18 protein-coding genes, 1 tRNA gene and 2 other RNA genes are annotated in these 26,067 nt (G+C 55.5%); 5 read left to right on the top strand and 16 right to left on the bottom strand.

Annotation, left to right across the window (positions count from 1 at the left end; genetic code table 11):
- Position 1: 1 nt before the first annotated feature.
- The 15 genes from bcsB to AC6I8J_RS00535 all read right to left on the bottom strand — a co-directional run bounded on the left by bcsB (position 2) and on the right by AC6I8J_RS00535 (position 18,168).
- The gene (gene bcsB, locus AC6I8J_RS00605) at positions 2-3,109 is read right to left on the bottom strand and encodes a cellulose biosynthesis cyclic di-GMP-binding regulatory protein BcsB (RefSeq protein WP_497824991.1); all 3,108 of its coding nucleotides are present in this window, start codon (positions 3,107-3,109) and stop codon (positions 2-4) included.
- Positions 3,106-5,217, bottom strand: coding sequence for a UDP-forming cellulose synthase catalytic subunit (gene bcsA / locus AC6I8J_RS00600; RefSeq protein WP_161734195.1), 2,112 nt, complete (start codon positions 5,215-5,217; stop codon positions 3,106-3,108). The genes bcsB and bcsA overlap by 4 nt, the downstream gene beginning before the upstream one ends.
- Positions 5,218-5,265: 48 nt before the next feature.
- Positions 5,266-6,069 (bottom strand): cellulose biosynthesis protein BcsQ, encoded by an 804-nt coding sequence (gene bcsQ / locus AC6I8J_RS00595; protein ID WP_161734193.1) that lies wholly within the window; start codon positions 6,067-6,069, stop codon positions 5,266-5,268.
- Entirely contained in the window at positions 6,060-6,659 is a 600-nt protein-coding gene (gene bcsO / locus AC6I8J_RS00590) for a cellulose biosynthesis protein BcsO (RefSeq protein WP_161734191.1), read from the bottom strand. The genes bcsQ and bcsO overlap by 10 nt, the downstream gene beginning before the upstream one ends.
- A gap of 682 nt (positions 6,660-7,341) precedes the next feature.
- Positions 7,342-8,364 carry a dipeptide ABC transporter ATP-binding subunit DppF gene (dppF, locus tag AC6I8J_RS00585; protein ID WP_013359641.1) on the bottom strand — a complete coding sequence of 341 codons (1,023 nt, stop codon included), beginning with the start codon at positions 8,362-8,364 and terminating at the stop codon, positions 7,342-7,344.
- Positions 8,354-9,340 carry a dipeptide ABC transporter ATP-binding protein gene (gene dppD, locus AC6I8J_RS00580; RefSeq protein WP_033784396.1) on the bottom strand — a complete coding sequence of 329 codons (987 nt, stop codon included), beginning with the start codon at positions 9,338-9,340 and terminating at the stop codon, positions 8,354-8,356. Before dppD ends, dppF begins: the two co-directional genes overlap by 11 nt.
- A gap of 12 nt (positions 9,341-9,352) precedes the next feature.
- Entirely contained in the window at positions 9,353-10,255 is a 903-nt protein-coding gene (gene dppC, locus AC6I8J_RS00575) for a dipeptide ABC transporter permease DppC (protein WP_013359639.1), read from the bottom strand.
- Positions 10,256-10,264: 9 nt separating this feature from the next.
- A complete protein-coding gene (gene dppB / locus AC6I8J_RS00570) occupies positions 10,265-11,284 on the bottom strand; it encodes a dipeptide ABC transporter permease DppB (RefSeq protein ID WP_013359638.1) in 1,020 nt (339 codons plus the stop codon).
- Between the two features lie 171 nt (positions 11,285-11,455).
- A complete protein-coding gene (dppA, locus tag AC6I8J_RS00565; RefSeq protein WP_033734771.1) occupies positions 11,456-13,066 on the bottom strand; it encodes a dipeptide ABC transporter periplasmic-binding protein DppA in 1,611 nt (536 codons plus the stop codon).
- Positions 13,067-14,648: 1,582 nt separating this feature from the next.
- Positions 14,649-14,778: non-coding RNA, RtT sRNA (locus AC6I8J_RS00560), on the bottom strand.
- A gap of 33 nt (positions 14,779-14,811) precedes the next feature.
- A non-coding RNA gene (locus AC6I8J_RS00555) (RtT sRNA) lies at positions 14,812-14,941 on the bottom strand.
- A 33-nt stretch (positions 14,942-14,974) separates the two neighbouring features.
- Positions 14,975-15,051, bottom strand: a tRNA-Pro gene (locus tag AC6I8J_RS00550).
- Positions 15,052-15,176: 125 nt separating this feature from the next.
- Entirely contained in the window at positions 15,177-16,868 is a 1,692-nt protein-coding gene (gene eptB, locus AC6I8J_RS00545) for a kdo(2)-lipid A phosphoethanolamine 7''-transferase (protein ID WP_285086819.1), read from the bottom strand.
- A gap of 311 nt (positions 16,869-17,179) precedes the next feature.
- On the bottom strand, positions 17,180-17,608 hold the full coding sequence (locus AC6I8J_RS00540; protein WP_013359635.1) for an organic hydroperoxide resistance protein: 429 nt from the start codon (positions 17,606-17,608) through the stop codon (positions 17,180-17,182).
- A 95-nt stretch (positions 17,609-17,703) separates the two neighbouring features.
- Positions 17,704-18,168, bottom strand: a complete 465-nt coding sequence (locus AC6I8J_RS00535) for a MarR family winged helix-turn-helix transcriptional regulator (protein ID WP_161734186.1) — start codon at positions 18,166-18,168, stop codon at positions 17,704-17,706.
- Between the two features lie 62 nt (positions 18,169-18,230).
- Here AC6I8J_RS00535 and AC6I8J_RS00530 point away from each other — a divergent pair, with 62 nt between their 5' ends.
- Positions 18,231-18,824, top strand: coding sequence for an HD domain-containing protein (locus AC6I8J_RS00530; RefSeq protein WP_161734184.1), 594 nt, complete (start codon positions 18,231-18,233; stop codon positions 18,822-18,824).
- Positions 18,825-18,865: 41 nt separating this feature from the next.
- Here AC6I8J_RS00530 and AC6I8J_RS00525 read toward each other — a convergent pair whose 3' ends face one another.
- Positions 18,866-19,162: an HTH-type transcriptional regulator gene (locus AC6I8J_RS00525; RefSeq protein ID WP_010257438.1), complete on the bottom strand. Its 297-nt coding sequence runs from the start codon at positions 19,160-19,162 to the stop codon at positions 18,866-18,868.
- Positions 19,163-19,897: 735 nt separating this feature from the next.
- On the opposite strand from AC6I8J_RS00525, the gene AC6I8J_RS00520 reads away from it, so the two are divergent.
- The 4 genes from AC6I8J_RS00520 to mtlD all read left to right on the top strand — a co-directional run bounded on the left by AC6I8J_RS00520 (position 19,898) and on the right by mtlD (position 26,051).
- Positions 19,898-21,496 (top strand): gamma-glutamyltransferase family protein, encoded by a 1,599-nt coding sequence (locus AC6I8J_RS00520; RefSeq protein ID WP_222924774.1) that lies wholly within the window; start codon positions 19,898-19,900, stop codon positions 21,494-21,496.
- A 225-nt stretch (positions 21,497-21,721) separates the two neighbouring features.
- On the top strand, positions 21,722-22,438 hold the full coding sequence (locus AC6I8J_RS00515; protein ID WP_161734180.1) for a DUF3053 domain-containing protein: 717 nt from the start codon (positions 21,722-21,724) through the stop codon (positions 22,436-22,438).
- Between the two features lie 433 nt (positions 22,439-22,871).
- Positions 22,872-24,806: a PTS mannitol transporter subunit IICBA gene (locus tag AC6I8J_RS00510; protein ID WP_033734707.1), complete on the top strand. Its 1,935-nt coding sequence runs from the start codon at positions 22,872-22,874 to the stop codon at positions 24,804-24,806.
- 96 nt (positions 24,807-24,902) lie between these two features.
- Positions 24,903-26,051, top strand: a complete 1,149-nt coding sequence (gene mtlD, locus AC6I8J_RS00505) for a mannitol-1-phosphate 5-dehydrogenase (protein WP_497824990.1) — start codon at positions 24,903-24,905, stop codon at positions 26,049-26,051.
- Positions 26,052-26,067 lie beyond the last annotated feature (16 nt).

The following is a 26,067-nucleotide window of genomic DNA, read 5'->3' as shown; positions in this document are numbered from 1 at the left end:
CTTACTTCCTGCCGGAATCATGGCCCTGCTTCGGGTTCAGACGCCGCCAGGCATGATGCTTCAGCATCACCCAGACCGCACTGCCCACCAGCGCAGAGAGCAGCATCGCTGCCACCGCCAGAAGCCCCGAGTGCTGGTTGGCATACCATACCACCATCATGTACCAGGGCATCTCGCCGCTTGGGAACTGTGCACCAACGCGAAAACTACGAATGCCGTTTTCATCGGTGATAATCGCGGTGTCGCCCCGCACTGCGGCGTTAATCTGCGCCGAACTTAAATCGTTGTGCAGTCGCAACAGCTGATCGTCGCTGGTTGCCACCGTCATCACCACCAGCCGATCGCGATTCCATGGCGACCGGTAGCTGAGAAAGCCCCGCCACGCTTCGTTGGATGAGAAGTAACGATCGGCATCCAGCTGCTGACGACTCCAGTCGCCGGTCAGCCAGCCGCGTAATTTTTCCAGCGTGTCGGGCTCTTTAACTCCAAAGGTGCCGCTGGTGGCATCATAAGGTGACGCCGCCAGCATCGCCTGATTAAAGGCCGTGTTACCTGTCGTGCTGACCGCCAGCAGATCGCTCTGCTGTATGCGCGCCAGATGGGTGCCGCCAGTGGGCAGACCAAACAGCACCTGATTCTGCGTCAGCGCCACGCCGGTCGCGGTTCCGGCTCGCGCCGTCAGATCCAGCAGCGTCGACAGCTCAGCATCGCTGGGCGTTTCCGGCAGCAGCAGCGTGGTCTGGCCGAAGTCAGCCAGCCGCGAGAACGGGAACGAGGCACCCACAAAGTAAGAGAGGTTCGGCAACATGCTGAAGTGGCGGGTATGGCTCAGATCGATCCACGAGTCCTCTTCAATCCGGCTCTTGATGTTGTTATTCAGGAGCACGCCGCAGGGCGCATCGGCGCGGGGTTTAATATTGAAGTAGAGCGCCAGCTGGTTATCGCCATAGATCAGATAGGGCTCGAGATTCAGCTGATACTGCTCCTGACGCGCATCACCGCCCAATCTATGCCAGGCGTTCTCCAGCAGGCCAACTTTGTTCACCGTCAGGTTGCGCAGGAACGTGCCGTTGAGCATGACGTTAAGGAACGAGTTGTCCTCATCAATCCAGCTTTCAGACGGGAAGCGATAGTGCACATTGACCGGCACCGTGTCGCCATCCCACAGGAACAGATCAGGCGCGGCGCGGAAATTAACCCGCAGCGCATCATGCCAGATGCCGCTGCTGGTCAGGCTCTGATCTTTACGCAGCAGTTCGCTCAGGCGAACCGGGCGGTCAGTGTTAATCCAGCGCGGCGCATCGTAAGGTTTACGGTTGCCAATGGTCTGTACAGGAACCTGCAGCTGGCTCTCATCGGTGGTAAAAGGCTGCGTCGTCAGACGGTTCGCCGCCTGACGCAGCTGATCGTCATTGTTACCACTGACCAGCAGCAATTTGTAAACCGGATTACTGGGGTTATCCACCACCTGCAGCATCGGGCCATTACTGGCCGGGAACGTCAGGGTGCCGATTCGATCGCCAGGATGACCAAACAGGATGCCGTTGTTTTCCGGCAGTTCGCCGCGTACCACCGGGAACCGGATGCCGCGATAATCACTCTGAATGCCGAGCCAGGAAGCCACCAGCGCAGCCGCGCTGACCGCATCAGGTGAGACGTTACTGGCAAAGCCCATCGTGATGGTGGACGCCGTCATCCGCTGCGGATCCAGGAACGGACGCGGGAAGTTGCGCAGACGGGTGCCAATATTGAGCTGCTGACCTTCAAGGTGCAGCGTGGTATTCGGCAGAATGGTGACCTGATACTGCTGTGCGCTCTCTTTCTCACACAGCAGCTTGTCCGCATCGTTGATTTTAAAACTGAGGTTGTTGTTCGACACCACCATCGCCGCCGGAATATCCAGCTCATAATCACTGACGTCGCTGTCCGTGGCTCCCAGCGGCAGCGTGCCGAGCGGCTGACCATTCAGCATCAGCTGCAGTGAGGTATTGCGTGCCGCCAGCGCGGCGGAGACGCGCAGCGTCAGACTGAGTCGCGCATTGGTAATCACTTCATCGCTGGGGAGAGTAAAAGTGATGCCCGACTGTAACTGACCGCCGGTCAGCGTAATGCCGCGTGACTGGCCCATCTGGGCCACTGAAATCACGCTGCTGATCGGCTGATTGATGGCCGACGCGATAGGTGGCTGCGGTTCTGCAACCGGCGCAGTCGCCTGGCCCGGCGCGTAGGGCAGCGCACTGGCGGCCGCTTCCAGCGCCGGATCGGCATTGCTCAGCCCCTGTGGCAGCGGCACCGCGGAGAGCGCGCTGCTATCCTGGGTCACGGCGCCACTGCTCGTCACCGGCGCGACGGAAGAAGACCCGCCGTTCGCTGACGCTTGAGGCGCTGATGTTGCCTCACCCGCTGGTGCGTAAGAAGAGTTTGTTGATGTCGGCGTGGCATCAGGTACTGCACTCTGTGGCGCAGAGGCCGGTACAGATTCCGCGGGCTGGGCCGCGAACAGCACTAACGGCGCTGCTGACCCGCCCACACTCACCGGGGCCGTCATCTGCGCTGAACCGGCATCCGGTGTGGCAGCGTGATTAACAGGCGTTGCAGGTGGCGTCAAATACGCCGCACCGCTGGCCGGGGCCTGATTTTCCGCGGGTGTACTGACAGTGGCCTCAGCTGACTGTGTGGTTACAGCAGCATCAGGCGACGCCGGAGTCGCACTGTTTACCGGCACACTGACGGCGGCATCAGCAGATTTCAAGGTTGCAGTGGCCTCAGCTGGCTGAGTGGTTGCAGCAGCCTCAGGCGGCGTCGGAGCCGTACTGGTTACCGGCACACTCGCTGCTGCACTGGCAGGTTGCGTGGTTGCAGCCGCATCAGGCAACGCCGGAGCCGTACTGGTTACCGGCACACTCGTGGCGGCATCAGCAGATTTCGAGGTTGCAGTGGCCTCAGCTGGCTGGGTGGTTGCAGCAGCATCAGGCGGCGTCGGAGCCGGACTGTTTACCGGCGCGGCACTGCTGTTATCGATCGCCGTCGGCGTTTCGGCGCCAGCGGGCGTCAGCCATAACGCGGCGGTCAGTGAACTGGCCAGCAACGTGTGCGTCAGGATCTTCATGCCGCGCCATCCTCTTTCGCCGCCGCGGCAACCGGGTCGACTTTTTTACGTTTATCGTGGCGCCCCTTCCAGGTCAGCCAGAACAGCTCAAATACGGTACGAATAATGGTGCCCAGCGACATCAGCGGGTTGTCCTGCTTATACTCTGGCTGGATCCAGGCGTCCGCACGCGCCAGCACGACACGCACCAGTTCGCGACGACGCGCCAGCGGCATCGCTTCAAAGCGCAGGCGAATGCTCTCGTCATCGCCGGAAATCTTACTCACCGGGATGGTGATCGCGCCGGATTTCAGCAGCAGATCAATCTCTTCAATTTCATCCGTTTCATGACGGCCATCCGGCGCATCGAGCTGTGCACCGCCCATCGAAAGGTTGCTGGTCTGGGTGCGTGATGAAATGCCGCTGGCGTAGTGAATAATCGCCGGGATTTGTACGTCAACGCGGATGGTTTTACGCACCTGTTTGGTTTCGCGCGCCACGGCAATCGCCGCCATCAGAATAATCAGGCTGAAAATCGCCCAGCCGACGTTGAGCGCAATAACGTAAGGGTCGACGCCAAAATAGTCATGCATCACGGCACGCACTACGCCAGCGACAATGCCGATGCCCAGCAGCAGCGCCACAATCACGTGCGGACGCACGATGTGGAAATCGAAGAAGCCCTGATCCAGCACACCGCCTTTGTCGGTCACGTTAAACTTGCCATGTTTCGGCGACAGCAGCGTCAGGATGGTCGGAATGACCAGATGGAAGCACATCACCGTCTCATAAATCTCACCCCAGAAGGTGTAACGGAAACGGCCATTCATGCGTGAGTTAACGTAGAGCGACATCACCAGATGCGGCAGCACGTAGGCAAAAATCAGCGACGCCGATGAGTGAATAATATTGAGGTTAAACAGCAGGTAAGCCAGTGGCGCGGTCAGGAAGGCAACGCGCGGCAGGCCAAACTGGAAATGCAGCATGGCGTTGAGGTAGCAAAGACGCTGCTGCCAGTTCAGGCCACGGCCAAACAGCGGATTATCGACGCGGAAAATCTGCGTCATGCCGCGCGCCCAGCGGGTACGCTGGATGATATGCAGACCCAGACGTTCGGTCGCCAGACCGGCCGCCAGCGGGATCGACAGGAAGGCTGAGCCCCAGCCCAGGCGCTGCATTTTCAGGGCGGTGTGTGCATCTTCGGTGACAGTTTCAACGGCAAAGCCGCCAATCTCTTCCAGCGCCGAACGACGGATCACCGCACAGGAGCCGCAGAAGAAGGTAGCATTCCAGTTGTCGTTCCCCTGCTGCACCGGGCCATAAAACAGCGCGCCTTCGTTGGGAATGCTGCGCGCAGCGCGCAGGTTACGCTCAAAGGGATCGGGCGAATAGAAGTAGTGCGGCGTCTGCAACAGCGCCAGCTTCGGATCTTTCAGAAACGGCCCCACCGTCGCCTGCAGGAAGGTGCGGGTCGCCACGTGGTCGCAGTCGAAGATGCAAATCAGCTCACCTTTGGTGATTTTCATTGCATGGTTGAGGTTACCGGCTTTGGCATGTTTGTTGTCGTCGCGGGTGATATACCCTACCCCGACATCCGCCGCAAATCGGGCAAATTCGCTGCGCTTGCCATCATCCAGCAGATAGATTTTGAGTTTGTCACGCGGGTAGTCGATACACTGCGCCGCCAGCACGGTATCGCGCACCACATCCAGACTTTCATTATAAGACGGCACATAAATATCGACCGTCGGCCACAGACGGGTATCGTCCGGCAACGGCTCAATGGTGCGCTTTAATGGCCAGGTGGTTTGCAGGAAGCCAAGAATTAAGATCAGCCAGACGTAAAGCTCCGCAAGATATAAGCCAATCCCTAATATCGCCTCGATTTCGGAATTAAAGTGCAGCGTCTCAGTGGTGCGCCACCAGATATAGCGGCTGGACATCAGGGCAGAGAGAATCACCATCACCACGGTTATTTTGCGGCTCTTGCTGAAACCCAATAAAAACATCATGCCGATGCTGATCAGACCAAAAATATACTGTTTCTGGCTGTCCATCGGCGTAATGATGATCACCGCGGCAACGGGTGCAAGCACCAGCAGCAGCAGGTAAAACCCGATTTTACTCATGATTCACCCTGAGAAGAGCTGTTTAAGTCAGTCGCCTGCAATAGCCGACTAAAAATGATTTGTGCGGATGGGAGCCTGAACTTCGCCATTTCCCACGGTGATATTCAGAATGCTGCTGACCCGTTTGGCGATCAGTTCAATATCAAATGCCGCTGCTGAGGCAGGGCTGAAATCATATACGGACTGCTGCGAAGCATTGGCTTCACCCACACTTTCATCACGGTGAACCACGCCCAGTAAATTATCGCCCAGACGCTGCTGCATAAATGCAGTGACATCGCGATTAATATTCCGGCGGTTATCGCACTGGTTCAGGATAAAATAGTGCCCCTGCTTATTATTGAGCGGTTTCCCGGTCATCCGGTTCTCTTCAATCTGCGGTAATAACGACACAGAGGCGGTATCCGCTAACATCACCACTAAATGCATATCGGCCAGCGCCGTCATTGCTTTAAGGGCCGGACCCGGACCAGGCGGAAAATCAGCGACAATCACCAGACCGGGATAATTAAGTACTGTATCCAGACCACGCTTAATAAAGTGGGGATCTTTCATCAGGTTCTCTTCGAACCGTTCGCGCTGTGGCTCGGTGACATTGCCATAGGGCAGGACAAAGATATTGCCGCCGGTGGTAAGAATCGACTGGCTCCAGTCCGCCTGCTCTTCTGATCGCGCCACAAATCCGCGGCCATCATGCAGCGGCACGCCAAAATGAAGACGCAGTGCATTCTGCACATCGAAATCAATGGCCAGAACTTTGCTACCGGAACGCGCCAGACTCCAGGCCAGATTCGCCGCCAGCGTGGTTTTCCCCACCCCTCCCTTCGGCGAGCACACACAAACTAACGGCATAGCGCAATCTTCTCCAGTAACGGTTTGAGTAAGGTTTCTTTTGGCAGATTCGACGGTTCGCTGTTGCGCGAGCGGAACAACGCACCAAACCGTTCCGGTTCAGAATGGGGTGTAGCAGGCGTGATGGTGGGCTTTAAATCCGCCACCATGGCGGGCCGGACTGGCTCTGCATGTGATACAGCAACAGGATCAGCCGCAACCCGTTTTTGCGGTGGCGGCGGTGGCGGAAACAGTGCTGAAGGGTCACGTTCAGCGGTGCGGGCCGTGGGCAGGTTGCTGCCTGACAGACTATCGAGAATTGCGCTGCGGGCGGATGTCGTCGGTTGCGCACTGAGTGTGGCAGGCCTTGCCGGTGCCTCAGGTGGTGGTGCGGTAAATTCATCTCCACGCAGCGGCTGTGGCTGCGGCAGGTCGATACGCTGACCGCCACCCAATGAGGTCTGATGCTCCTCTTTCGCCAGTTGACGAATTAAAGCCCATTTACTGTGTTCCGCCGCTTCCTGCGCCTGGCCAGACATATCTTTAAAGTCGATGTCGAGCGTTTGCGTTTTCTCTTTAAAACGCTGCAAATCATCGTAATTATTCTTCATTGGCCGTGGCCTGCAACAAGGGAGGATTTTTCCTGGAATATAACACATCCCTTTAATGTCAGTCAGAAAAACCTGATTACAAATAAAGCATATTCAATAAAATAGTTTAATCATAAAGATTCACTTACAGCAAAATAAAGCCAATATAAGATAAGTAACCCCTATAATTAATAAGTGATGTTTAAGTTAAATTAATCTGCGATGTTTCAATAATTTTTAAGACTTAGCCGCTCTGACAACCCCTGGTACAACCAGACGTGACATGATAAACGCAATGTTAAGCCACGATCGGGCGGCCGCAGGCGCAAAAAAAACCGATCGCTGTCATAAGGGATTGAGCCTGTTTATCTTTTTTCGCTGCGAATTTCGCCAGAAGAAAAACAGATTAAATCTGATAACGGAAAAAGAGGGGAAATAACCGAAACGTGATGGCGGTCCGCCAGCGGTGCGGTTTGCAGCAGAATTGAGATAAAAAAAGGCTCCAATAAGGAGCCTTCAGCTTAAGAAATTGTACTGGCTCAGGGTGTATTGCATTACCAAATCAGAACCACAGACGGCTAACTCTCTTCAGGAGATGGGAGCATACGCCTGTAGCTAAGCATCGCGGGCCATGGATGGCGTATTTGCGAAGAGCATATGCTCCCTGGGCCATCACTGCATTAACGGCCTGAGCTGCCAATCGTCAGCTGACCTTTTCTGCCACACCCACCGGCTGATTCTCGTCCTGATCGACCGCGAAGCAGGCAATCTCCTGGCCACCGTAGTTTTTCAGCTTCGGTTGCAGTTGCACGCAGGTGCCAAAACGTCGGTGGCAGCGCGCATTGAAGGCGCAGCCTGGCGGCGGATTGAGCGGGCTGGGCAGCTCGCCGGTCAGCTTAATGCGCTCACGACGGTCGTCAGGATTCAGACGCGGCGTCGCTGACAGCAAAGCCTGGGTATAAGGATGGCGCGGGTTGGCGAAAATCGCCTCTTTGCTGCCTTTCTCTACGCAACGGCCGAGATACATCACCATCACCTCATCGGCAATGTGTTCCACCACCGACAGATCGTGCGAGATAAAGACGTAAGAGAGGCCCATATCCTGTTGCAGATCCATCATCAGGTTCAGCACCTGGGCGCGCACCGACACGTCGAGCGCCGAAACCGGCTCATCGGCAATCAGTACATCCGGATCGAGCATCAGCCCACGCGCAATCGCGATACGCTGACGCTGCCCGCCTGAGAACATATGCGGATAGCGGTCGTAGTGCTCGGTTTTCAGGCCGACTTTCGCCATCATCTCCAGCGTCTTCTCGCGGCGTTCCGCTTTCGTGAGCTGGGTATTGATCACTAGCGGCTCTTCCAGAATCTGGCTCACTTTCTTACGCGGATTGAGCGAGCCATAGGGGTTCTGGAAGACGATCTGGATTTTCTGGCGACGCAGCTTCTGCGCCTGGGGATCGTGTTTCAGCAGATCCTGGCCGTGCCAGTAAAGCTGGCCTTCAGTCGGGGTTTCGATCATGGTCAGCAGGCGTCCCAGGGTGGATTTGCCACAGCCTGACTCGCCGACGACCGCCAGCGTTTTGCCGCGCTCCAGATTAAAAGAGACGCCATCCAGCGCTTTGACCAGACGCTCCTGACCAAACAGACCCTTCTTCACCGGGTAGTGCTTCTTCAGATCAATCGCCTGCAGCAGGAACTGATCTTTCGTGGTTTCATGACTCATAAGTGGGTCTCCCGGCATCGTCCAGCGGATAGTGACACTTGGACTGGCGTCCTGGAATGGTGCGCAGTTCAGGTTCTTCCTGACGACAAAGGTCAGTCGCATAAGGGCAGCGTGGGTTAAGCAGACAGCCAGCCGGGCGGTCATACTTGCCCGGCACCACGCCAGGCAGTGAAGCCAGACGCGCTTTGTCGGCCGCAAACTCCGGCAGCGCGCGCAGCAACGCCTGCGTATAAGGATGGCGCGGCGCTTTGAAGATATCGGTCGCTTTACCGCTCTCCACGACCTGACCGGCATACATCACGATAATGTGGTGCGCCGCTTCTGCCACTAACGCCAGATCGTGCGTAATCAGGATCAGCGCCATGTTCTCCTGCCGCTGAAGATCCAGCAGCAGTTCAATGATCTGCGCCTGAATGGTCACGTCGAGCGCCGTGGTCGGCTCATCGGCGATCAGCAGCTTAGGCCGACAGGCGATTGCCATCGCAATCATCACACGCTGGCTCATGCCGCCCGACAGCTGGTGCGGATAGACATCGAGCCGTGACGCAGGATCGGGAATCCCGACCTGATTCAGCAGGTCAATCGCCCGCTGACGCCGGGTGCGCTTATTGCCGCCCTGATGCACCTTGATCGCTTCCATAATCTGGAAGCCCACGGTGTAGCAGGGATTCAGGCTGGTCATCGGGTCCTGAAAAATCATCGCCACTTCTGCGCCCACCAACTGGCGGCGCTCGCGTTCGGAGATGCGTTTCAGATCGCGCTGGTTGAACTCCAGCTTCTCCGCCATCACTTTGCCTGGGAAGTCGATCAGTCCCATGATCGCCAGTGAACTTACCGATTTACCGGAGCCGGACTCGCCCACGATACCCACGACCTGGCCCTGCTCAACCTGATAACTGATGCGGTCAACCGCGCGGAACGGTGCTTTATCGTCGCCGAAATGCACCGACAGTTTGTCTACATTTAATAACGCCATCTCGGTGCCTCTTTACTGCTTGAGTTTCGGGTCGAGGGCATCACGCAAACCATCGCCCATCAGGTTAAATGCCAGCACGGTAAGCAGAATGACCAATCCAGGGAAGGTCACGACCCACCAGGCACTTTGCGCATACTGCAGAACGTCGGAGAGCATGGTGCCCCACTCCGGCGTTGGCGGTTGCGCACCCATACCGAGAAAGCCCAACGCCGCCATATCAAGAATGGCGTTGGAGAAACCTAATGACGCCTGCACGATGAGCGGTGCCAGGCAATTAGGCAGAATATTCACAAACATCTGGCGCAGCATACCGGCACCGGCCACGCCGGAAGCGGTCACATAGTCGCGGTTCACTTCCACCAGCACTGCGGCGCGGGTCAGACGGATATAGTGCGGCAGCGCCACAAACGTCAGCGCGATAGAGGCATTAACGATTGAGGGACCGAAGATGGCGACCAGCACCAGCGCCAGCAGCAGACTTGGCAATGCCAGCATGATATCGACTACGCGCATGATGATGGCATCGACCACGCCACCGAGATAACCGGCCAGCAGGCCAAATATCACGCCGAAAATCAGCGACAGTACGACTACAAGACAACCCACCAGCAGCGACAGGCGCGCACCGTACATCAGACGCGATAGCACATCGCGGCCCACATCGTCGGTGCCCAGAATGTAGCTCCAGTTACCGCCTTCCTGCCAGACCGGCGGATGCAGCAGCGCATCGCGGAACTGCTCAGCAGGGGCATGCGGGGCCAGCACATCGGCAAAGATGGCGCACAGCAGCACAATGATGATGTAAACCAGACCGACGACCGCGCCTTTGTTACGTTTGAAGTAGTGCCAGAATTCCTGAAACGGGGTCATCGGCTTGGGTGCAACGGTAACGCTGCCGGGATCAACAACAGACATGATGCCCCCTTATTTCTTGTGACGTATGCGCGGGTTAACCACGCCATACAGCAGATCAACCAGCAGGTTGACCACAATAATCAGCACTGCGGTCAGCAGCACACCGCCCTGCACCACCGGATAGTCACGGCGCTGCAACGCTTCAATCAGCCAGCGACCCAGACCCGGCCACGAGAAGATGGTTTCGGTCAGAATCGCCCCGGCCAGCAACGTGCCGACCTGCAGGCCGATGACCGTAACCACCGGCAGCATGGCGTTTCGCAGCGCATGCACCACGATCACGCGCATCCGCGTCAGGCCTTTGGCACGCGCTGTACGGATGTAATCTTCACCCAGCACTTCGAGCATTGCCGATCGCGTCATACGCACAATCACCGCCAGCGGAATAGTGCCGAGCACGATGGCAGGCAGGATCATGTGCATCACCGCATCATGGAAGTCGCCTGGCTCACCCCAGAAGAAGGTATCGATCAGCATAAAGCCGGTCAGCGGCATGCTGTCATCCAGGAAGACGGTGTCGCCGACCCGCCCGGAAACCGGTGTCAGATTGAGCTGCACCGAGACCAGCATGATCAGCATGATGCCCCACCAGAAGATCGGCATGGAGTAGCCGGTCAGTGAGATGCCCACGGCGGTGTGATCGAAAATCGAACCACGCTTTACCGCCGCCAGCACACCAACCGGGATACCAATGGCAACGGCAAATATCATGGCGCAGATGCCGAGTTCCAGCGTCGCTTTGAAGCGTGGAACAAACTCATCCCAGACCGGGATGCGGCTCTTCAGTGAAATGCCCAGGTCGCCATGTAATACGCCATTAATGTAGTTCAGGTACTGTTTCCACAGCGGCTGATCCAGACCTAACAGCGCCATTAACTGAGCATGACGTTCAGGAGAAATACCGCGCTCACCGGCCATGATCAGCACCGGATCACCGGGGATCATGTGAACAAACGCGAAGGTGAGTAATGTAATACCGATAAACGTTGGGATGACAAGGCCCAGACGTCGGAGTATGAACTGCAGCATAATCCGGGTTCTCTCTTGTCCGCGCGACCGTCGCCGCGAGGGTTGTTATTGCTTACATCTGACGATCGGGTAGGCCCGACCGCGACGCAGACAGGCTGCGCCTCTACCGTTTCCAGTAAAACAGGGAGATAAAGCCGGGGCGACGCGCAGCCGCCCCGGAAAAGGCGACAATTATTCTTTAATGTCTACCTGAGCAAAGTAGTGTCCGCCCAGCGGATCCACTTTGTACCCGGAGACTTTCTTGCTGACCGGTTCGTATACCGTTGAGTGCGCGATCATCAGCGCCGGTGCCTGGTCATGCATCACAACCTGTGCCTGCTTGTAGTACTCGATGCGCTTCGCCTGATCGGCGGTGGCGCGCGCGGGCTGAATCTGATCCTCAAAGGATTTATCACACCAGCGCGAGTAGTTTGAGCCATCTTTGGCCGCTGAGCAGCTGAACAGGGTGGCCAGGAAGTTATCCGGATCCCCATTATCACCGGTCCAGCCCATCATGACGGTCTGGTGCTCGCCCGCTTTGGCGCGCTTCAGATATTCGCCCCACTCATAGGTGACGATTTTGGCTTTGACGCCAATCTTCGCCCAGTCGCTCTGAATCATCTCAGCCATGCGGCGCGCGTTCGGGTTGTACGGACGCTGAACCGGCATCGCCCACAGGTCGATGGAGAAACCGTCTGCCATGCCCGCTTCTTTCAGCAGCGCTTTGGCTTTCTCAGGATCGTAGGCGTAGTCTTTTACGTCGTCGTTATAGCCCCACATCGTTGGGGGGATCAGGTTTTTAGCAGGCTGACCTGCACCCTGATAAACGGCGTCGATAATCGCTTTTTTGTTGACCGCCATGGTCAGTGCCTGACGCACTTTCAGGTTATCCAGCGGTTTTTTCTCAACGTTGTACGACAGATAGCCGACGTTCAGGCCAGCCTGCTCATACAGGTTGATGTTTTTGTCCTGCTTCATACGCGCAATGTCAGCCGGGTTTGGATAAGGCATCACCTGACATTCGCCCTTCTGCAGCTTGGCGTAGCGCACCGACGCATCCGGGGTAATGGAGAAGACTAAGCGATCGATTTTCGGCTTGGTGCCCCAGTAATCCGGGTTAGCTTTGTAAAGGATGCGCGAATCTTTCTGGTACTGCAGCAGCTGGAACGGACCGGTCCCGACCGGGTTCAGGTCAACGTTTTGCGGGGTACCCGCTTTGAGCATGTTATCTGCGTACTCTTTCGACAGAATCGAGGCGAAGTCCATGCCGAGGTCGGCGAGGAACGGCGCTTCAGGACGCGTCAGCACAAAGCGCACGGTATTCTCGTCCACTTTTTCGATTTTGCTGATCAGCTTCGGCATGTCCATGCCTTCGAAATATTCGTAGCTGCCGCCAGAGACGCCGTGATAGGCGTTGTTTTTATCCAGCTGGCGCTCAAAGGTGAACACGACATCATCCGCATTGAAGTCGCGTGTCGGTTTGAAATCTTTGGTGGTCTGCCACTTCACACCTTTACGCAGGTGGAAGGTGTAGGTTTTACCGTCTTCACTGACATCCCACTTCTCTGCCAGCGCAGCGTGCAGTTCGGTGGTGCCGATAGTGAACTCAACCAGTCGGTTGTAGATCTGACGTGAGCTGGCATCGTAGGTGGTGCCCGAGGTGAACAACTGCGGGTTAAAGCCTTCCGGAGAACCTTCAGAACAGTAAACGAGGGTTTTTGCCTGAACACCGGCGGCGACAGTCATAGCAATCAGGCTCAGACCGACCTTCAGCATCCCGGATTTAGCCAGGGAGTTGATCATGCTTTTGCTCCATTGTGATGTGATGTTGTGTGTATTGCCCGACCTCTGATTTTTTTATGCGGTTCAGGCGTACCACCGAACAGGTGGTTAACGCGCGCTGCGTTTTTTTTGTTTTTTCTGACGCAGATTGTGCATTCAGAAAATTCCGTAACTGCGCGTTTATTGACGCATCAATTTGTCAACAGTTGCAAAGAACGTCAATACAACGGTTACTTATTTACACAGAGTGTGAGGAATAGCATGCAACCGTAATAAAAACCGTTTCTGTCTAAAAGCCATACAATGCACAGCGTAGCTGACCTGAATTCCGTGCATTGTGCTGGCTTGCTGCTCTATCGCTAGTGATTCTCACCGCTAAAAAACTTAAAACTTTTACCGGCAAATGTTGAATAACTGAACGATTCATTGTGCGTTATGACGTTCAACCAGCGGAATATGCTGGCAAAGAAGCATAAGAAATCAGCATGTTGCCGTTTTCGGTCATAAGAAGAATGTGTCGCGAATTATGATCGCATCTCTTATATGGCAAGGCCTGCCAGCGGGTAAGTGACAATAACAGGGCTGGTAAGTGGAACACGCCGCGGATGGGGGTTACTGGAACTTTCTGGAAGATAGCGAAGATGGCAAGCGGGAGTAGCGTTAAGATCGAGATTGCTTTGGGAACACGGGCAGATCGGAAAGGCGCTTAAACCCTCCCTGGACGCTCGGCCCACGCCGTCCATGGCGTGGGACGCTTTCCTCCTCTGCCCGTGTTCCCTCCGCCTTGAGTTTATGCGCTGCGGTCAGATGCACTCTGATTTGGATCTGTCAGTTGTCTGAGATGCTTCTGTAAGTACCTGATGCGTCTGACAGACGTGAAGCGAAGGGAGCATACGCCTGCAGCAAAGCATCGCGGGCCATGGACAAAAACGCCGGGAGCGTTTTTGAACAACGCAAAGCGTTGGCCCGGCTACGGGCGCACCTCAGGGATGAGGTGCGTAATCGCCCGCGCTGAGCCCGCCAGGGATGGCGGTTTTGCGTCTTTGCGGAAGGCGTATGCTCCCTGAAGCCCACTCAGCGGTAAGAATGTGAATGCTTAGCGGTCAGATCGAGACTGCTTCGGGAACACGGGCAGATCGGAAAGGCGCTTAAACCCTCCCTGGACGCTCGGCCCACGCCGTCCATGGCGTGGGACGCTTTCCTCCTCTGCCCGTGTTCCCTCCGCCTTGAGTTTATGCGCTGCGGTCAGATGCACCTGACTTTGGGTCTCCCAGCCGTCCGAAATGCACATGTGAGTATCCGATGCGTCTGCCAGACGTGAAGCGGAGGGAGCATACGCCTGTAGCAAAGCATCGCGGGCCATGGACAAAAACGCCGGGCTACGGGCGCACCTCAGGGATGAGGTGCGTAATCGCCCGCGTTGAGCCTGTCAGGGATGGCGTTTTTGCGTCTTTGCGAAAGGCGTATGCTCCCTGAAGCCTGCTAAGCGGTAAGAATGTGAATGCTTAGCGGCCAGATCGAGACTGTTCAGGAAAAACCGTCCCTGTCGGTGGTTTTCTACAGACGAAAAAAAACCTGTCTTTTCAGACAGGTTTCTTAAATATGGTCGGCGAGAGAGGATGACTCTGCTCTGCGAGCAGCGCCCTTCGGGCCGTTGCTGAAGCAACGTTGTCTCGCTACGCTCGGCTCAAACCTCCTCTGTCGGTTCTCATCCTCTTTTCTTCAGATGAAAAAAAACCTGTCTTTTCAGACAGGTTTCTTAAATATGGTCGGCGAGAGAGGATGACTCTGCTCTGCGAGCAGCGCCCTTCGGGCCGTTGCTGAAGCAACGTTGTCTCGCTACGCTCGGCTCAAACCTCCTTCGGAGGTTCTCATCCTCTTTTCTTCAGACGAAAAAAAACCTGTCTTTTCAGACAGGTTTCTTAAATATGGTCGGCGAGAGAGGATTCGAACCTCCGACCCACTGGTCCCAAACCAGTTGCGCTACCAAGCTGCGCTACTCGCCGATGGGGGCGCATGTTACTGCTACCCCCGATCAGCGTCAACCGCTTTTTATGCTTTTGACGTCAATCGCCTGGAAAGCACGCGGTTGCCGGAAATCAATCGCCGGCATGTCCCTTTCAGGCCACTATTACAGCGCTTTAGCCTGACTTTTAGCCGGTGCCTGACACCAGTTGTTAGCCGGGTTAATGCCGCCATCTGGCGAGGTATAACCCAGACAGCCCAGAATGGTATCGAACAACTCAACGTGACGATGGGTCCGGCCCACACGTTGCTGCGCCTGCAGTCGTTCGAAGTTACTGCGGTTCTGACTGTCTTCCAGATACTTATCTGACGCCCAGACCATCATCGGTACGCGGAACTGCTCCGGCGGGGCCATCTCACGCGGCGTGCCATGCAGATGCATATTCTCGCTGATCGACTCACCGTGGTCGGCAGCATAGAAAACGATCGCCTTCTTATCACGCAGTTGATCCAGCACGCTATCCAGCATGCTATCGACATAGAGCACTGAGTTGTCATAAGCGTTGATCAGCTGCGCTTTACTGCAGGTCTCGTCGACGCCCATACACTCTGGCTGATACTTCGCGAAGCTGCGCGGATAACGCTGTGAATAAAGATAGTGTGAACCTTTGGTGTGCAACACCACCAGATGCTTACCTTTCGGGAAACGATCCAGTGACGCTTTCATCTCCGGCACCAGCAGCATGTCGTCTACCGATTTACCCTGATTACGCTTTTCTGAACCAATCTGCTCACGGAAGGCAAAGTTGTTGGCATTGATGTTGTCGTAGAACCAGACTTCGCTCTGCATCGCAAACAGCTCAGAGGTGAAGCCCAGCTCTTTCATCACCGCAAACACATTCTGCTCTTTCAGCGTGCGGCCAGGGTTATCCATGGTGCCGCCTTCGCGCACGAACATGCAGCGCAGCGACAGCTTAGTCGCGGTATCACAGGACTCGCCGCGGAACGCGACCAGATTCTTCTCTTTCGACAGCTTAGGCGTCGTGTCGCGCTCATAACCCAGCATCCCCATGTGATCCCAGCGGGTGGTTTCGCCAATCACAAACACCACATAGGTGTCATCCAGGCCGGCAGGCGCAACGTAGGTAAACTTCTTCGCCGGATCCAGCAGTTCCTCGCTTTGCAGCGACTCATCCACGCGAGTCCAGGCAAACAGACCTACAGCCGCCAGCCAGTTAGAAGGCAGATACGAGTGGGCGACCACACCGCCGTAGCTCGGCAGATCGATGTTAGTAATCTCTTCATTATGCTTCTGCAGCTTGTCGAAATAACGGATCGGCAGCCAGACCAGAGCTACACAGAGCAGCATAATCAGGGTCGGTTTCAGGCGCTGTCCTGGCGTACGCAGCTGCTCGTTCAGCGTCATGCTCAGCCTGTTGCGCCAGATCATCAGCAGCGGCAGCGCGCTGACCAGCACCATCCACAGGATGAAATGGTAGCCAACCACTTCTTTAGAAAGATCGGTATCGGTCGTCATCACCGACGCCACAATACCGTAGCCAATCACGACGTTAAAAAACGCCATGTAATAGGCGGCGGCAACAGATATCAGAACAATCAGCGTGGCCAGCACGCGATAAAACCACTTTCCGCCTAGCGACAGCAGACGCATCAGGAAGAACGTCAGCAGCACAATAGCAACCACCTCGGTAACGGCAGTGAGCCAGTTCGTTACCGTGGATTGTCTGAGAAAACCGTCAAAACGACGATAGAAAATCGGTAAGTTCAGCAAAATACCGAGGTAGAGCGCCAGCAATAGCGATAACTTCTGCTGGGTCAGGGTTTTAATATAATTCATGAAAAAAGGGGTTTCTCCGGTGTGAAGCGCTTGACCAAATCTTTTATGTGACTGCCAAAACCCGGCAGAGTTCGCTGAATAAGCGGACCGGACAAGATGAAGGAAAATTCTGAACGGATTTACTGGCTATAACGCAAGGTGGCTCAGTAAAACATGGCCGCGTTTGATAGACCAGAAAATAATCTTTGTCGACCTGATTAGCACATTTTTTGTACACGGCTGACAGTAGCTGTTGGCTGACTGACGCAGAAAACAGCAGGAGAGAGGATGTAAAAAAATGCGGGCCTGATGGTGTCAGGCCCGCAGTACGCTTAGCGAATGATGTTCAGCGTGACGTCGATATTGTTGCGGGTAGCGTTTGAATAAGGACAAACGATATGCGCCGCATCAACCAGCTTCTGTGCTTCTGCTTCATCCATCTCTGGCAGATGGATGTTCAGCGTGGCTTCGATACCAAAGCCGTCAGGGATCGGACCGATACCGACTTCACCTTCAATCCACGCATCTTTTGGCATTGCGATTTTGTCGCGGCCTGCAACAAACTTCATCGCGCCCAGGAAGCAGGCAGAGTAGCCTGCAGCAAATAGCTGCTCAGGGTTAGTCACTTCGCCGCCTGCACCGCCCATCTCTTTTGGCACGCCCAGTTTAACGTCCAGTACACCGTCAGAAGAGGTTGCGCGACCATCACGACCACCGGTTGCTTTGGCTTTGGCGCGGTAAACCACTTGTTCTAAAGACATGACATTTCTCCGTTACGCTATTTAATCGCCTGCTACTTATTTAACTGTAAGCAGGCGGTGAGGTTCAACGGATGCAGCGCATCCGTCGGCAATACTTATCGTGATCGATTCAGGTTATCTCGCAACCCATCCAGCTGTAATTTCAGCGCCAGCAGAGCGTCATCATCACAGGCTGTGGCACACTTAACCGCTTCAGGAATGGCTTCAGCCCTGGCCCGTAACGCCTGTCCAGCGTCGGTCAGCGTCACCGCAACCTGGCGTTCATCCTGACGGGTTCGCTGCCGGTTAATCAGGCCTGCACTTTCCAGCCGCTTCAGAAGTGGCGTTAATGTTGCAGAGTCTAAAAAAAGCTGCTCGCCAATCTCTGACACCGTGACATCATCTTTCTGCCACAACACCAGCATGACCAGATATTGAGGATAGGTGATGTCGAGCTGGCTCAGCAACTGACGATAGACTTTATTCATCGCCAGGTTGGCAGAATAAAGCGCAAAGCAGAGGTGCTGATCGACCAACAGTGGCATCGTTTTCACTTTTTTGTCATCTTGATCACAGTTCATGGTTAATAATATAGATAGCGCGCTAGATAATTGCAAGCAAACTTTTTGTCAGGGGGAAAGGCATGCAGGATTCACTGGAAGAACAGGCGCGTCGCTTCGCCACCGAGGCACATGCCAGTGCCGGACAGCGCCGCAAATATACCGATGAGCCTTATATTGTTCATCCGGCAGCGGTGGTGGAACTGGTGCGCAGCGTCAGCCATGACGATGCGTTGTTAGCGGCGGCCTGGCTGCACGATACCGTGGAAGATACCGCAACCACACAGAGCGATATCGAAACCCACTTTGGTACGCGCGTGGCAAGCCTGGTAGAAATGCTGACCAACAGCGCACCCGCTGGGGCAAAAAATCGGACGGCCCGTAAACTGGCGCACTTCCGCCATACAGCCAGCGCCAGTCCTGAGGCACAAACCATCAAACTGGCTGACATCATCGATAACACCCGCGCGATTGTGCGGTTTGATCCCGACTTTGCGCGGGTCTACCTGGTTGAAAAGCAAATACAGATTGCGTTGCTGAAGCAGGGAGATGCGCAGTTATGGCAGCAGGCTTCAATGATTATTGAAAGCGGACTCGCACAGTTGCGGGAGCCGCCCTATAGCGTGCCGGAGAGCTGGTTTGCCAGACAGGCGGCTAAATACAGCGAATTACGCTAATAAAAAACCCGCCAGCGGCGGGTTCTTTTCGTGATATCAGTTTATTCAAGCAACTGCCGTCCCAGATAGGGATTGGCATGTAATAACTTCATCAATTTCTGCGCCGTCGCGGAAGGACGGGTACGCCGGGCTTCCCAGCTTTTCACGGAAGAAACGCTCACGCCCATTACTTTTGCAAACTCATCAACCTGCATGCCGGTCATTTCACGCAGACGCTGCGGCTCTGGCTGGGCGGGTTGCTGACGCTGAATAAGTAACTCGGCGGCGCGATCATCACGTGTCAAAACAATCTGCTCAAGGCTGCTGAGCAATTCAAACATCGGGTCTTTTAATTCCATAGAGAACTCCTTAAAAACTCGCTATGAAGCACGTGAAAGTAGAGAGGTACGAGCCTGAAGTCAGGACTCTGAAACCGGGCCTGTTTCAGGCTGGATCCCGCAAGGGTTTATTTTTGTTATGAGAGAAACCATTACGGGACACAGCCTGCGGTGCACTGCTTTAAAGATGTCAGATCAATGCAACAAATGCCGGGAGACTAAGTATGGATAGAGACCTGACTATTTGCCGCGCAATTTATAATTATTTTTTTCACTATGGTTTGCCGGAAAAGTTCCAGCACCTCTAACCCGCTGAGGCAGTTGAATTTTGTGCCTTCGGTGTGGGCAAAAAATCAAATGGTGTTTGCTATTTATGTGGATGCCATCAAGCTTTTTGCTGGCATATTCTCATTTCTGTGAGGCAATACACCTCTTCAGGTAGTGAGTGCAAAATATACGCCAATGGTTTACTTCCTGAACACATATATTCACTGTTCTTATTAAATTAAGAATAGTCCTGGTTGAGGCCTGAATCCTGGCGCGCGGCGGCTCACAGTGCGGTGCAGGGAAATCTTTTATTCTGAACGTCCCGGTATCGTCAGATAAATCAGCAGTCACCCTAACGAAACGGCTGACGCCTCATAACGGTGCAGCTGGCGGCTAAAAGCGAGCCCTTTGCGCGCTAAACGTGCAGCTGTTAATTAATCGCGTACTGACGACGGAAAAATTCACTCGTGAACTCTTTAAGGAAAAGCGATGCGTGAAACAGATTTTAACGTCGGATACCCTTCTCATCGTGTACCGATGATGGGTCGTAATGCCGTTGCAACCTCGCAACCGCTGGCGGCACAGGCGGGTTTACGTATGCTGCAACAGGGTGGTAACGCTGTGGATGCGGCTATCGCCACTGCCATCGCCTTAACCGTGCTGGAGCCAACCGGAAACGGCATCGGCAGCGATGCGTTTGCCATTGTCTGGGACGGCAGCGCGCTGCATGGCTTAAACGCCTCAGGCCGATCGCCAGCCGCGTGGCATCCCGAACGCTTTGCCAGTTTTAGTGCGATGCCTGAAACCGGCTGGGAATCCGTCACTGTGCCAGGGGCCGTCTCGGCGTGGGTGACGCTGGCGCAGCGCTTCGGCACCTTACCGCTGACCACCCTGGCGCAACCGGCAATTAACTATGCGCGCGACGGCTTTCCGGTTTCACCGCTGATTGGTCAGCTGTGGCAGCGCGGCTATGACAAGCTGCGGGATCAACCTGGCTTCAGCGACTGCTTTGCGCCGCAGGGTCGTCCGCCTCGTGCTGGCGAGCTATTCCGCAACCCGGCGCAGGCCCGCACCCTGCAGGAAATCGCTGAGACCAGGGGCGAAAGCTTTTACCGCGGCGCACTGGCGCAAAAGATGACAGCCTTCGCCCGTGAACATAACGCGGCGCTGACGCTGGAGGATTTGAAAAACCATCGCGCCGACTGGGTGACCCTGCTCTCGCATCCGTTTGCCGGGGGATCGGTGCAGGAGCTGCCGCCGAATGGTCAGGGGATTGCGACCTTAATTGCGCTCGGCATTCTGGAAGCGTGGGAGATCAATCGTTATGCACCTGATTCACCGCAGTGGCTGCATCTTTCTATTGAGGCGATGAAACTGGCACTGGTTGATCTGGACCGTTATGTCACCGACGAGGATCACCTCGAATTTCCGGCTGAGTTACTGCTGAGCAAAGAGTACATCCGCCAGCGGGCAGCATTAATCGACCCTGATAAAGCAGGAGATTTCCGCTTTGGATCACCGCAGCAAAGCGGCACGGTGTATGTCGCGGCAGCGGATGCCAGCGGCATGATGGTCTCTTTCATCCAGTCCAATTACATGGGCTTTGGATCCGGCGTGGTCGTACCCGATACCGGCATCAGCCTGCAGAATCGTGGCGCGGGCTTTTCACTCGACCCGGAGCATCCCAACGTTGTGGCGGGCGGTAAGCGGCCGTTTCATACCATCATTCCAGCCTTTGCGCGGGATCAGCAGGGCCAGCCGATGATGGCGTTTGGCGTGATGGGCGGCCCGATGCAGGCGCAGGGACACGTTCAGCTGGCGCTGCGGATTATGCTGCATCGGCAGAATCCACAGGCCGCAATTGATGCGCCGCGCTGGCGCGTGGTACAGGGACGCGAGGTAGTGTTCGAATCCACTCTCGATCGCAATACCCTGAGCACCCTGCGCCGTATGGGACATAATGTGGTGCTGGAAGATCCCCTGAGCAATTACAATTTTGGTGGCGCGCAGGCAATCGTACGCGATCCGCAGGGCTTCTATATCGCCGCCAGCGAGAGTCGCAAAGATGGTCAGGCGGTGGTGTTTTAAGGCCACGCCAGGCCGCTACATGCCTCTTTAATCGTCACGCCTAAGCCAGCGATGGCAGGGATCATAGTGCGTTCTGACGTGCAGATAATCCCGTTCTTTAACCGGTGTTTCAGAAAGCATCTGTTTCACAGGTTGTTTCACATTGTGCCGTGACGCGGGTTTGTTCTATTCTTTAGGCCATTCTTACCTGGACATCCGACAGTATCACCGACAGGAGTTGAACCCATGGTTTCAGGACTTACACGCCTTATGGCACGCGGCGGCATGATGCTCGCTGGCGCGCTGATTGTGCTGCAACTCACCGCGTGCGGTGATAAAGAAGGCGAGCAGCGCAAAGCATTTATCGATTTCCTCCAGAACACCGTCATGCGCAGCGGCGAACATCTGCCCAGCCTCAGCGAGAACCAGAAGCAGAGCTTTGGCAACTTCGCCAGCGATTACGCCATCATGTATGGCTTCTCGCAGCAGGCGAACAAGGCCGTTGAGCAGGGTATGCGTCCGGTGGTGGATGAACTTTCGGCCATTCGCGTTCCGCAGGATTATCTGAGCCGTCGTGATTCCCTGCGTCAGGCGAACAGCGCACTGGTGATCGTTACCCAGCAGATTGAAAGTGCAAAAATGCAGGCGGACAGCAGCAAAGCGGCCCTGAAGCAGCCGGATGACCTGAAAAAAGTCTATGACACCGCCTACAACAAAGTGGTGACGGTGCCCGCCAATCAGCTGATTCCGCTGCTGCCAAAACTCCAGGCGCTGAGCCAGGGTGCCGTACAGACTGGCGATTTCCTGCAAACGCAGGGAAACCGTGTCAGCTTCAATGATGGCGGCGTGCAGTTCCCGACGCAGGATCAGGCTTCACAATATAACGCGCTGATGAGCACCTTATCAGCCAATGCACAGGCGCTTCCTCAGGCCCAGGCCGCCGTCCAGGGTGGTCTGCAGTAAAATCCTTTAACGGGCAGGCGTCATTCGTCTGCCCGCCTCATTCCCCTTTTCATCACCCTTACTGTTAACTGGATAATGAAGTGTGATCTGGCGCATTTTCGACCAAAAATAGTTTGTGATCTAAGTCACATTTATATAACAAACACACTGCAGCTAAGTGTGATTCATCTCACAGATAACCTGCCCGCCCGACCAAAATCCAGGCAAAACAGGCCTTAACTCCGATAAAATTGTGATCACAGTCACGCAAATCACCCCTGTCACCACCCTTAATCCGTGATACAGATCACACTTGCTCCATGCGCTACGCAGCGTCAAATTCGCGTGATAGAGTCCGCGTGCATACAGTAATACCACCGGCTGTGAGTCGGGGTGGCTAAACAAAAACAAGCGCGCTCTCCTATTGCAGCGCGTCTCAATAAGGGGTGGGTTTATGTCCTCATCAGTGAAGGTCAAAGTACAGAGCTTTGGTCGCTTTCTGAGTAATATGGTGATGCCGAACATCGGGGCGTTTATCGCCTGGGGTATCATCACTGCACTGTTTATTCCAACTGGCTGGATCCCTAACGAAACGCTGGCCAAACTGGTTGGCCCGATGATCACCTACCTGCTGCCTCTGCTGATCGGTTTTACCGGTGGGCGTCTGGTAGGCGGCGATCGCGGTGGCGTGGTCGGCGCGATTACGACCATGGGTGTGATTGTCGGTGCGGATATGCCGATGTTCCTCGGTGCGATGATTGCCGGTCCGCTGGGCGGCTGGGCTATTAAGTCGTTTGACCGGGCGATTGACGGCAAAATCAAAAGCGGCTTCGAGATGCTGGTTAACAACTTCTCGGCCGGTATTATCGGGATGATTCTGGCACTGCTGGCGTTCCTGGCGATTGGTCCGCTGGTTGAAGGCCTGTCACACATTCTCGCCGCGGGCGTGAATCTGATGGTGCAGAACAACCTGCTGCCACTGACGTCCATCTTCGTGGAACCGGCAAAAATCCTGTTCCTGAACAACGCCATTAACCACGGTATCTTCTCACCGCTGGGCATCCAGCAGGCGAGCGAAGCGGGCAAGTCGATCTTCTTCCTGATCGAAGCCAACCCGGGTCCGGGTATGGGCGTGCTGATGGCCTACATGTTCTTTGGCCGTGGCAGTGCTAAACAGTCTGCGGGCGGTGCAGCAATTATCCACTTCCTCGGCGGCATCCATGAAATCTACTTCCCGTATGTGCTGATGGCCCCTCGCCTGCTGCTGGCGGTTATCCTGGGCGGTATGACCGGCGTCTTCACGCTGACCGTGCTGAACGGTGGCCTGGTCTCTCCTGCCTCACCGGGTTCTATCCTTGCCGTGCTGGCAATGACGCCAAAAGGTGCTTACTTCGCGAACATCGCGGCTATTGCTGCAGCCTTCGCCGTTTCCTTCGTGGTGTCCGCTATCCTGCTGAAAACCAGCAAAGTCAAAGAAGATGACGATATTGAAGCCGCGACCCAGCGCATGCATGAGATGAAAGCGCAGTCTAAAGGCCAGAGCACAGCGGGCGGCGCCGTCGCCAGCGATGCCATGAGCGTCGAGCTGCATCACGTGCGCAAAATCATCGTTGCCTGTGACGCCGGTATGGGTTCCAGCGCCATGGGTGCGGGCGTGCTGCGCAAGAAAGTGCAGGATGCCGGTCTGAGCAATGTGTCGGTAACCAACACCGCGATCAACGCCCTGCCGGGTGATGTCGATCTCGTGATTACGCATCGTGACCTGACTGAACGCGCGATTCGCCAGGCGCCACATGCGCAGCATATCTCGCTGAATAACTTCCTCGACAGCGCGCTCTACAGCACCCTGACCGAACGTCTGGTGGCGGCTAACCGCAGCGATGTGCATCGTGAAACGGTGAACACTGCACTCTCAGACAGCTACGATGAGGGCAATGCGCACCTGTTTAAACTGGGCGCAGATAATGTCTTCCTCGGTCTGACCGCCAGCAACAAAGAGCAGGCGATTCGCTTTGCCGGCGAACAGCTGGTGAAGGGCGGTTACGTTGAACCTGAATATATTGATGCGATGCTGGCGCGTGAAAAACTGACGCCGACCTATCTGGGTGAGTCAATCGCAGTGCCACACGGCACGGTTGAAGCGAAAGATCGCGTGCTGAAAACCGGCGTGGTGTTCTGTCAGTATCCGGCAGGTGTCCTGTTCGGCGAAGAGCCGGACGATGTGGCGCGACTGGTGATTGGTATTGCCGCTCGTAACAACGAGCACATCCAGGTGATTACCAGCCTGACCAACGCGCTGGATGATGACAGCGTGATTGAGAAGCTGGCTAACACCACCAGCGTGCAGGAAGTGCTGGATCTGCTGTCAGGCAAGCCTGTAATCGCGTAATTTATAGCAATTATTTTCCCTGGGGCGGTCATGCCCGTCCCGATTTCCTGGGGCGGGTTTGCCCGCCCCATCGTCATTTGATATGGGTCAAAAATTATGAAAGCGTTACATTTCGGAGCAGGAAACATTGGTCGCGGCTTTATCGGCAAATTACTGGCTGATGCAGGTATCGAACTGGTTTTTGCTGATGTGAATCAGACGGTGCTGGATGCACTGAACGCGCGTCATGAGTATCCCGTTCATGTAGTTGGCGAGCAGGCCAAAGTGGAAACCGTTAAAGGCGTCAGTGCGGTAAACAGCACCAGCGATGAGATCATGACCCTGGTTTCAGAGGTCGATCTGGTCACCACCGCGGTGGGTCCGCAGATTCTGGAGCGTATTGCCGGCAGTGTGGCTAAAGGGCTGGCAAAACGCAGCGACAACGGCAACACCCATCCGTTAAATATTATCGCCTGTGAAAATATGGTACGCGGCACCAGCCAGCTGAAACAGCACGTACTGAAAGCATTGCCAGAGCAGTATCACGCCTGGCTGGAGCAGCATGTCGGCTTTGTGGATTCCGCTGTCGATCGCATCGTGCCCCCGTCTGAAGCAGGCAGCACCGATCCGCTGGAAGTGACCGTTGAGACCTTCAGCGAATGGATCGTCGATAAAACTCAGTTTAAAGGCGACCTGCCGACCATTCCGGGCATGGAGCTGACTGATAATCTGATGGCCTTTGTTGAGCGTAAACTCTTTACCCTGAACACCGGTCACGCCATTACCGCCTACCTCGGCCAGCTGGCCGGTCATCAGACCATTCGTGACGCCATCCTCGACGAGAAAATCCGGGCCGTGGTGAAAGGCGCAATGGAAGAGAGCGGCGCGGTGCTGATTAAGCGTTACGGTTTCGATGCGGAGAAACATGCGGCCTACATCCGGAAGATTCTGGGTCGATTTGAAAATCCGTATCTGAAAGATGATGTGGAGCGCGTGGGCCGTCAGCCGCTGCGTAAACTCAGCGCAGGCGATCGCCTGATCAAGCCGACGCTGGGCACGCTGGAATATGGTTTACCGCACACCAGCCTGGTGCAGGGCATTGCCGCCGCGATGCACTATCGCAGCGATCAGGACCCACAGGCGCAGGAACTGGCCACACTGCTGGCCGAAAAAGGCCCACAGACGACGCTGGCTGAGATTTCAGGGCTGGATGCCGATAGCGAAGTGGTGGCTTCTGTGGTGAGCGCCTGGCACGCTATGGCATAATGCGCGCGTGTTAGTG

It is taken from the genome of Pantoea sp. X-Soil-ISGK-355, assembly GCF_059730805.1.
Note: the sequence above shows the minus strand (reverse complement) of the source record. Positions and strands in the feature narration are given on the sequence as shown.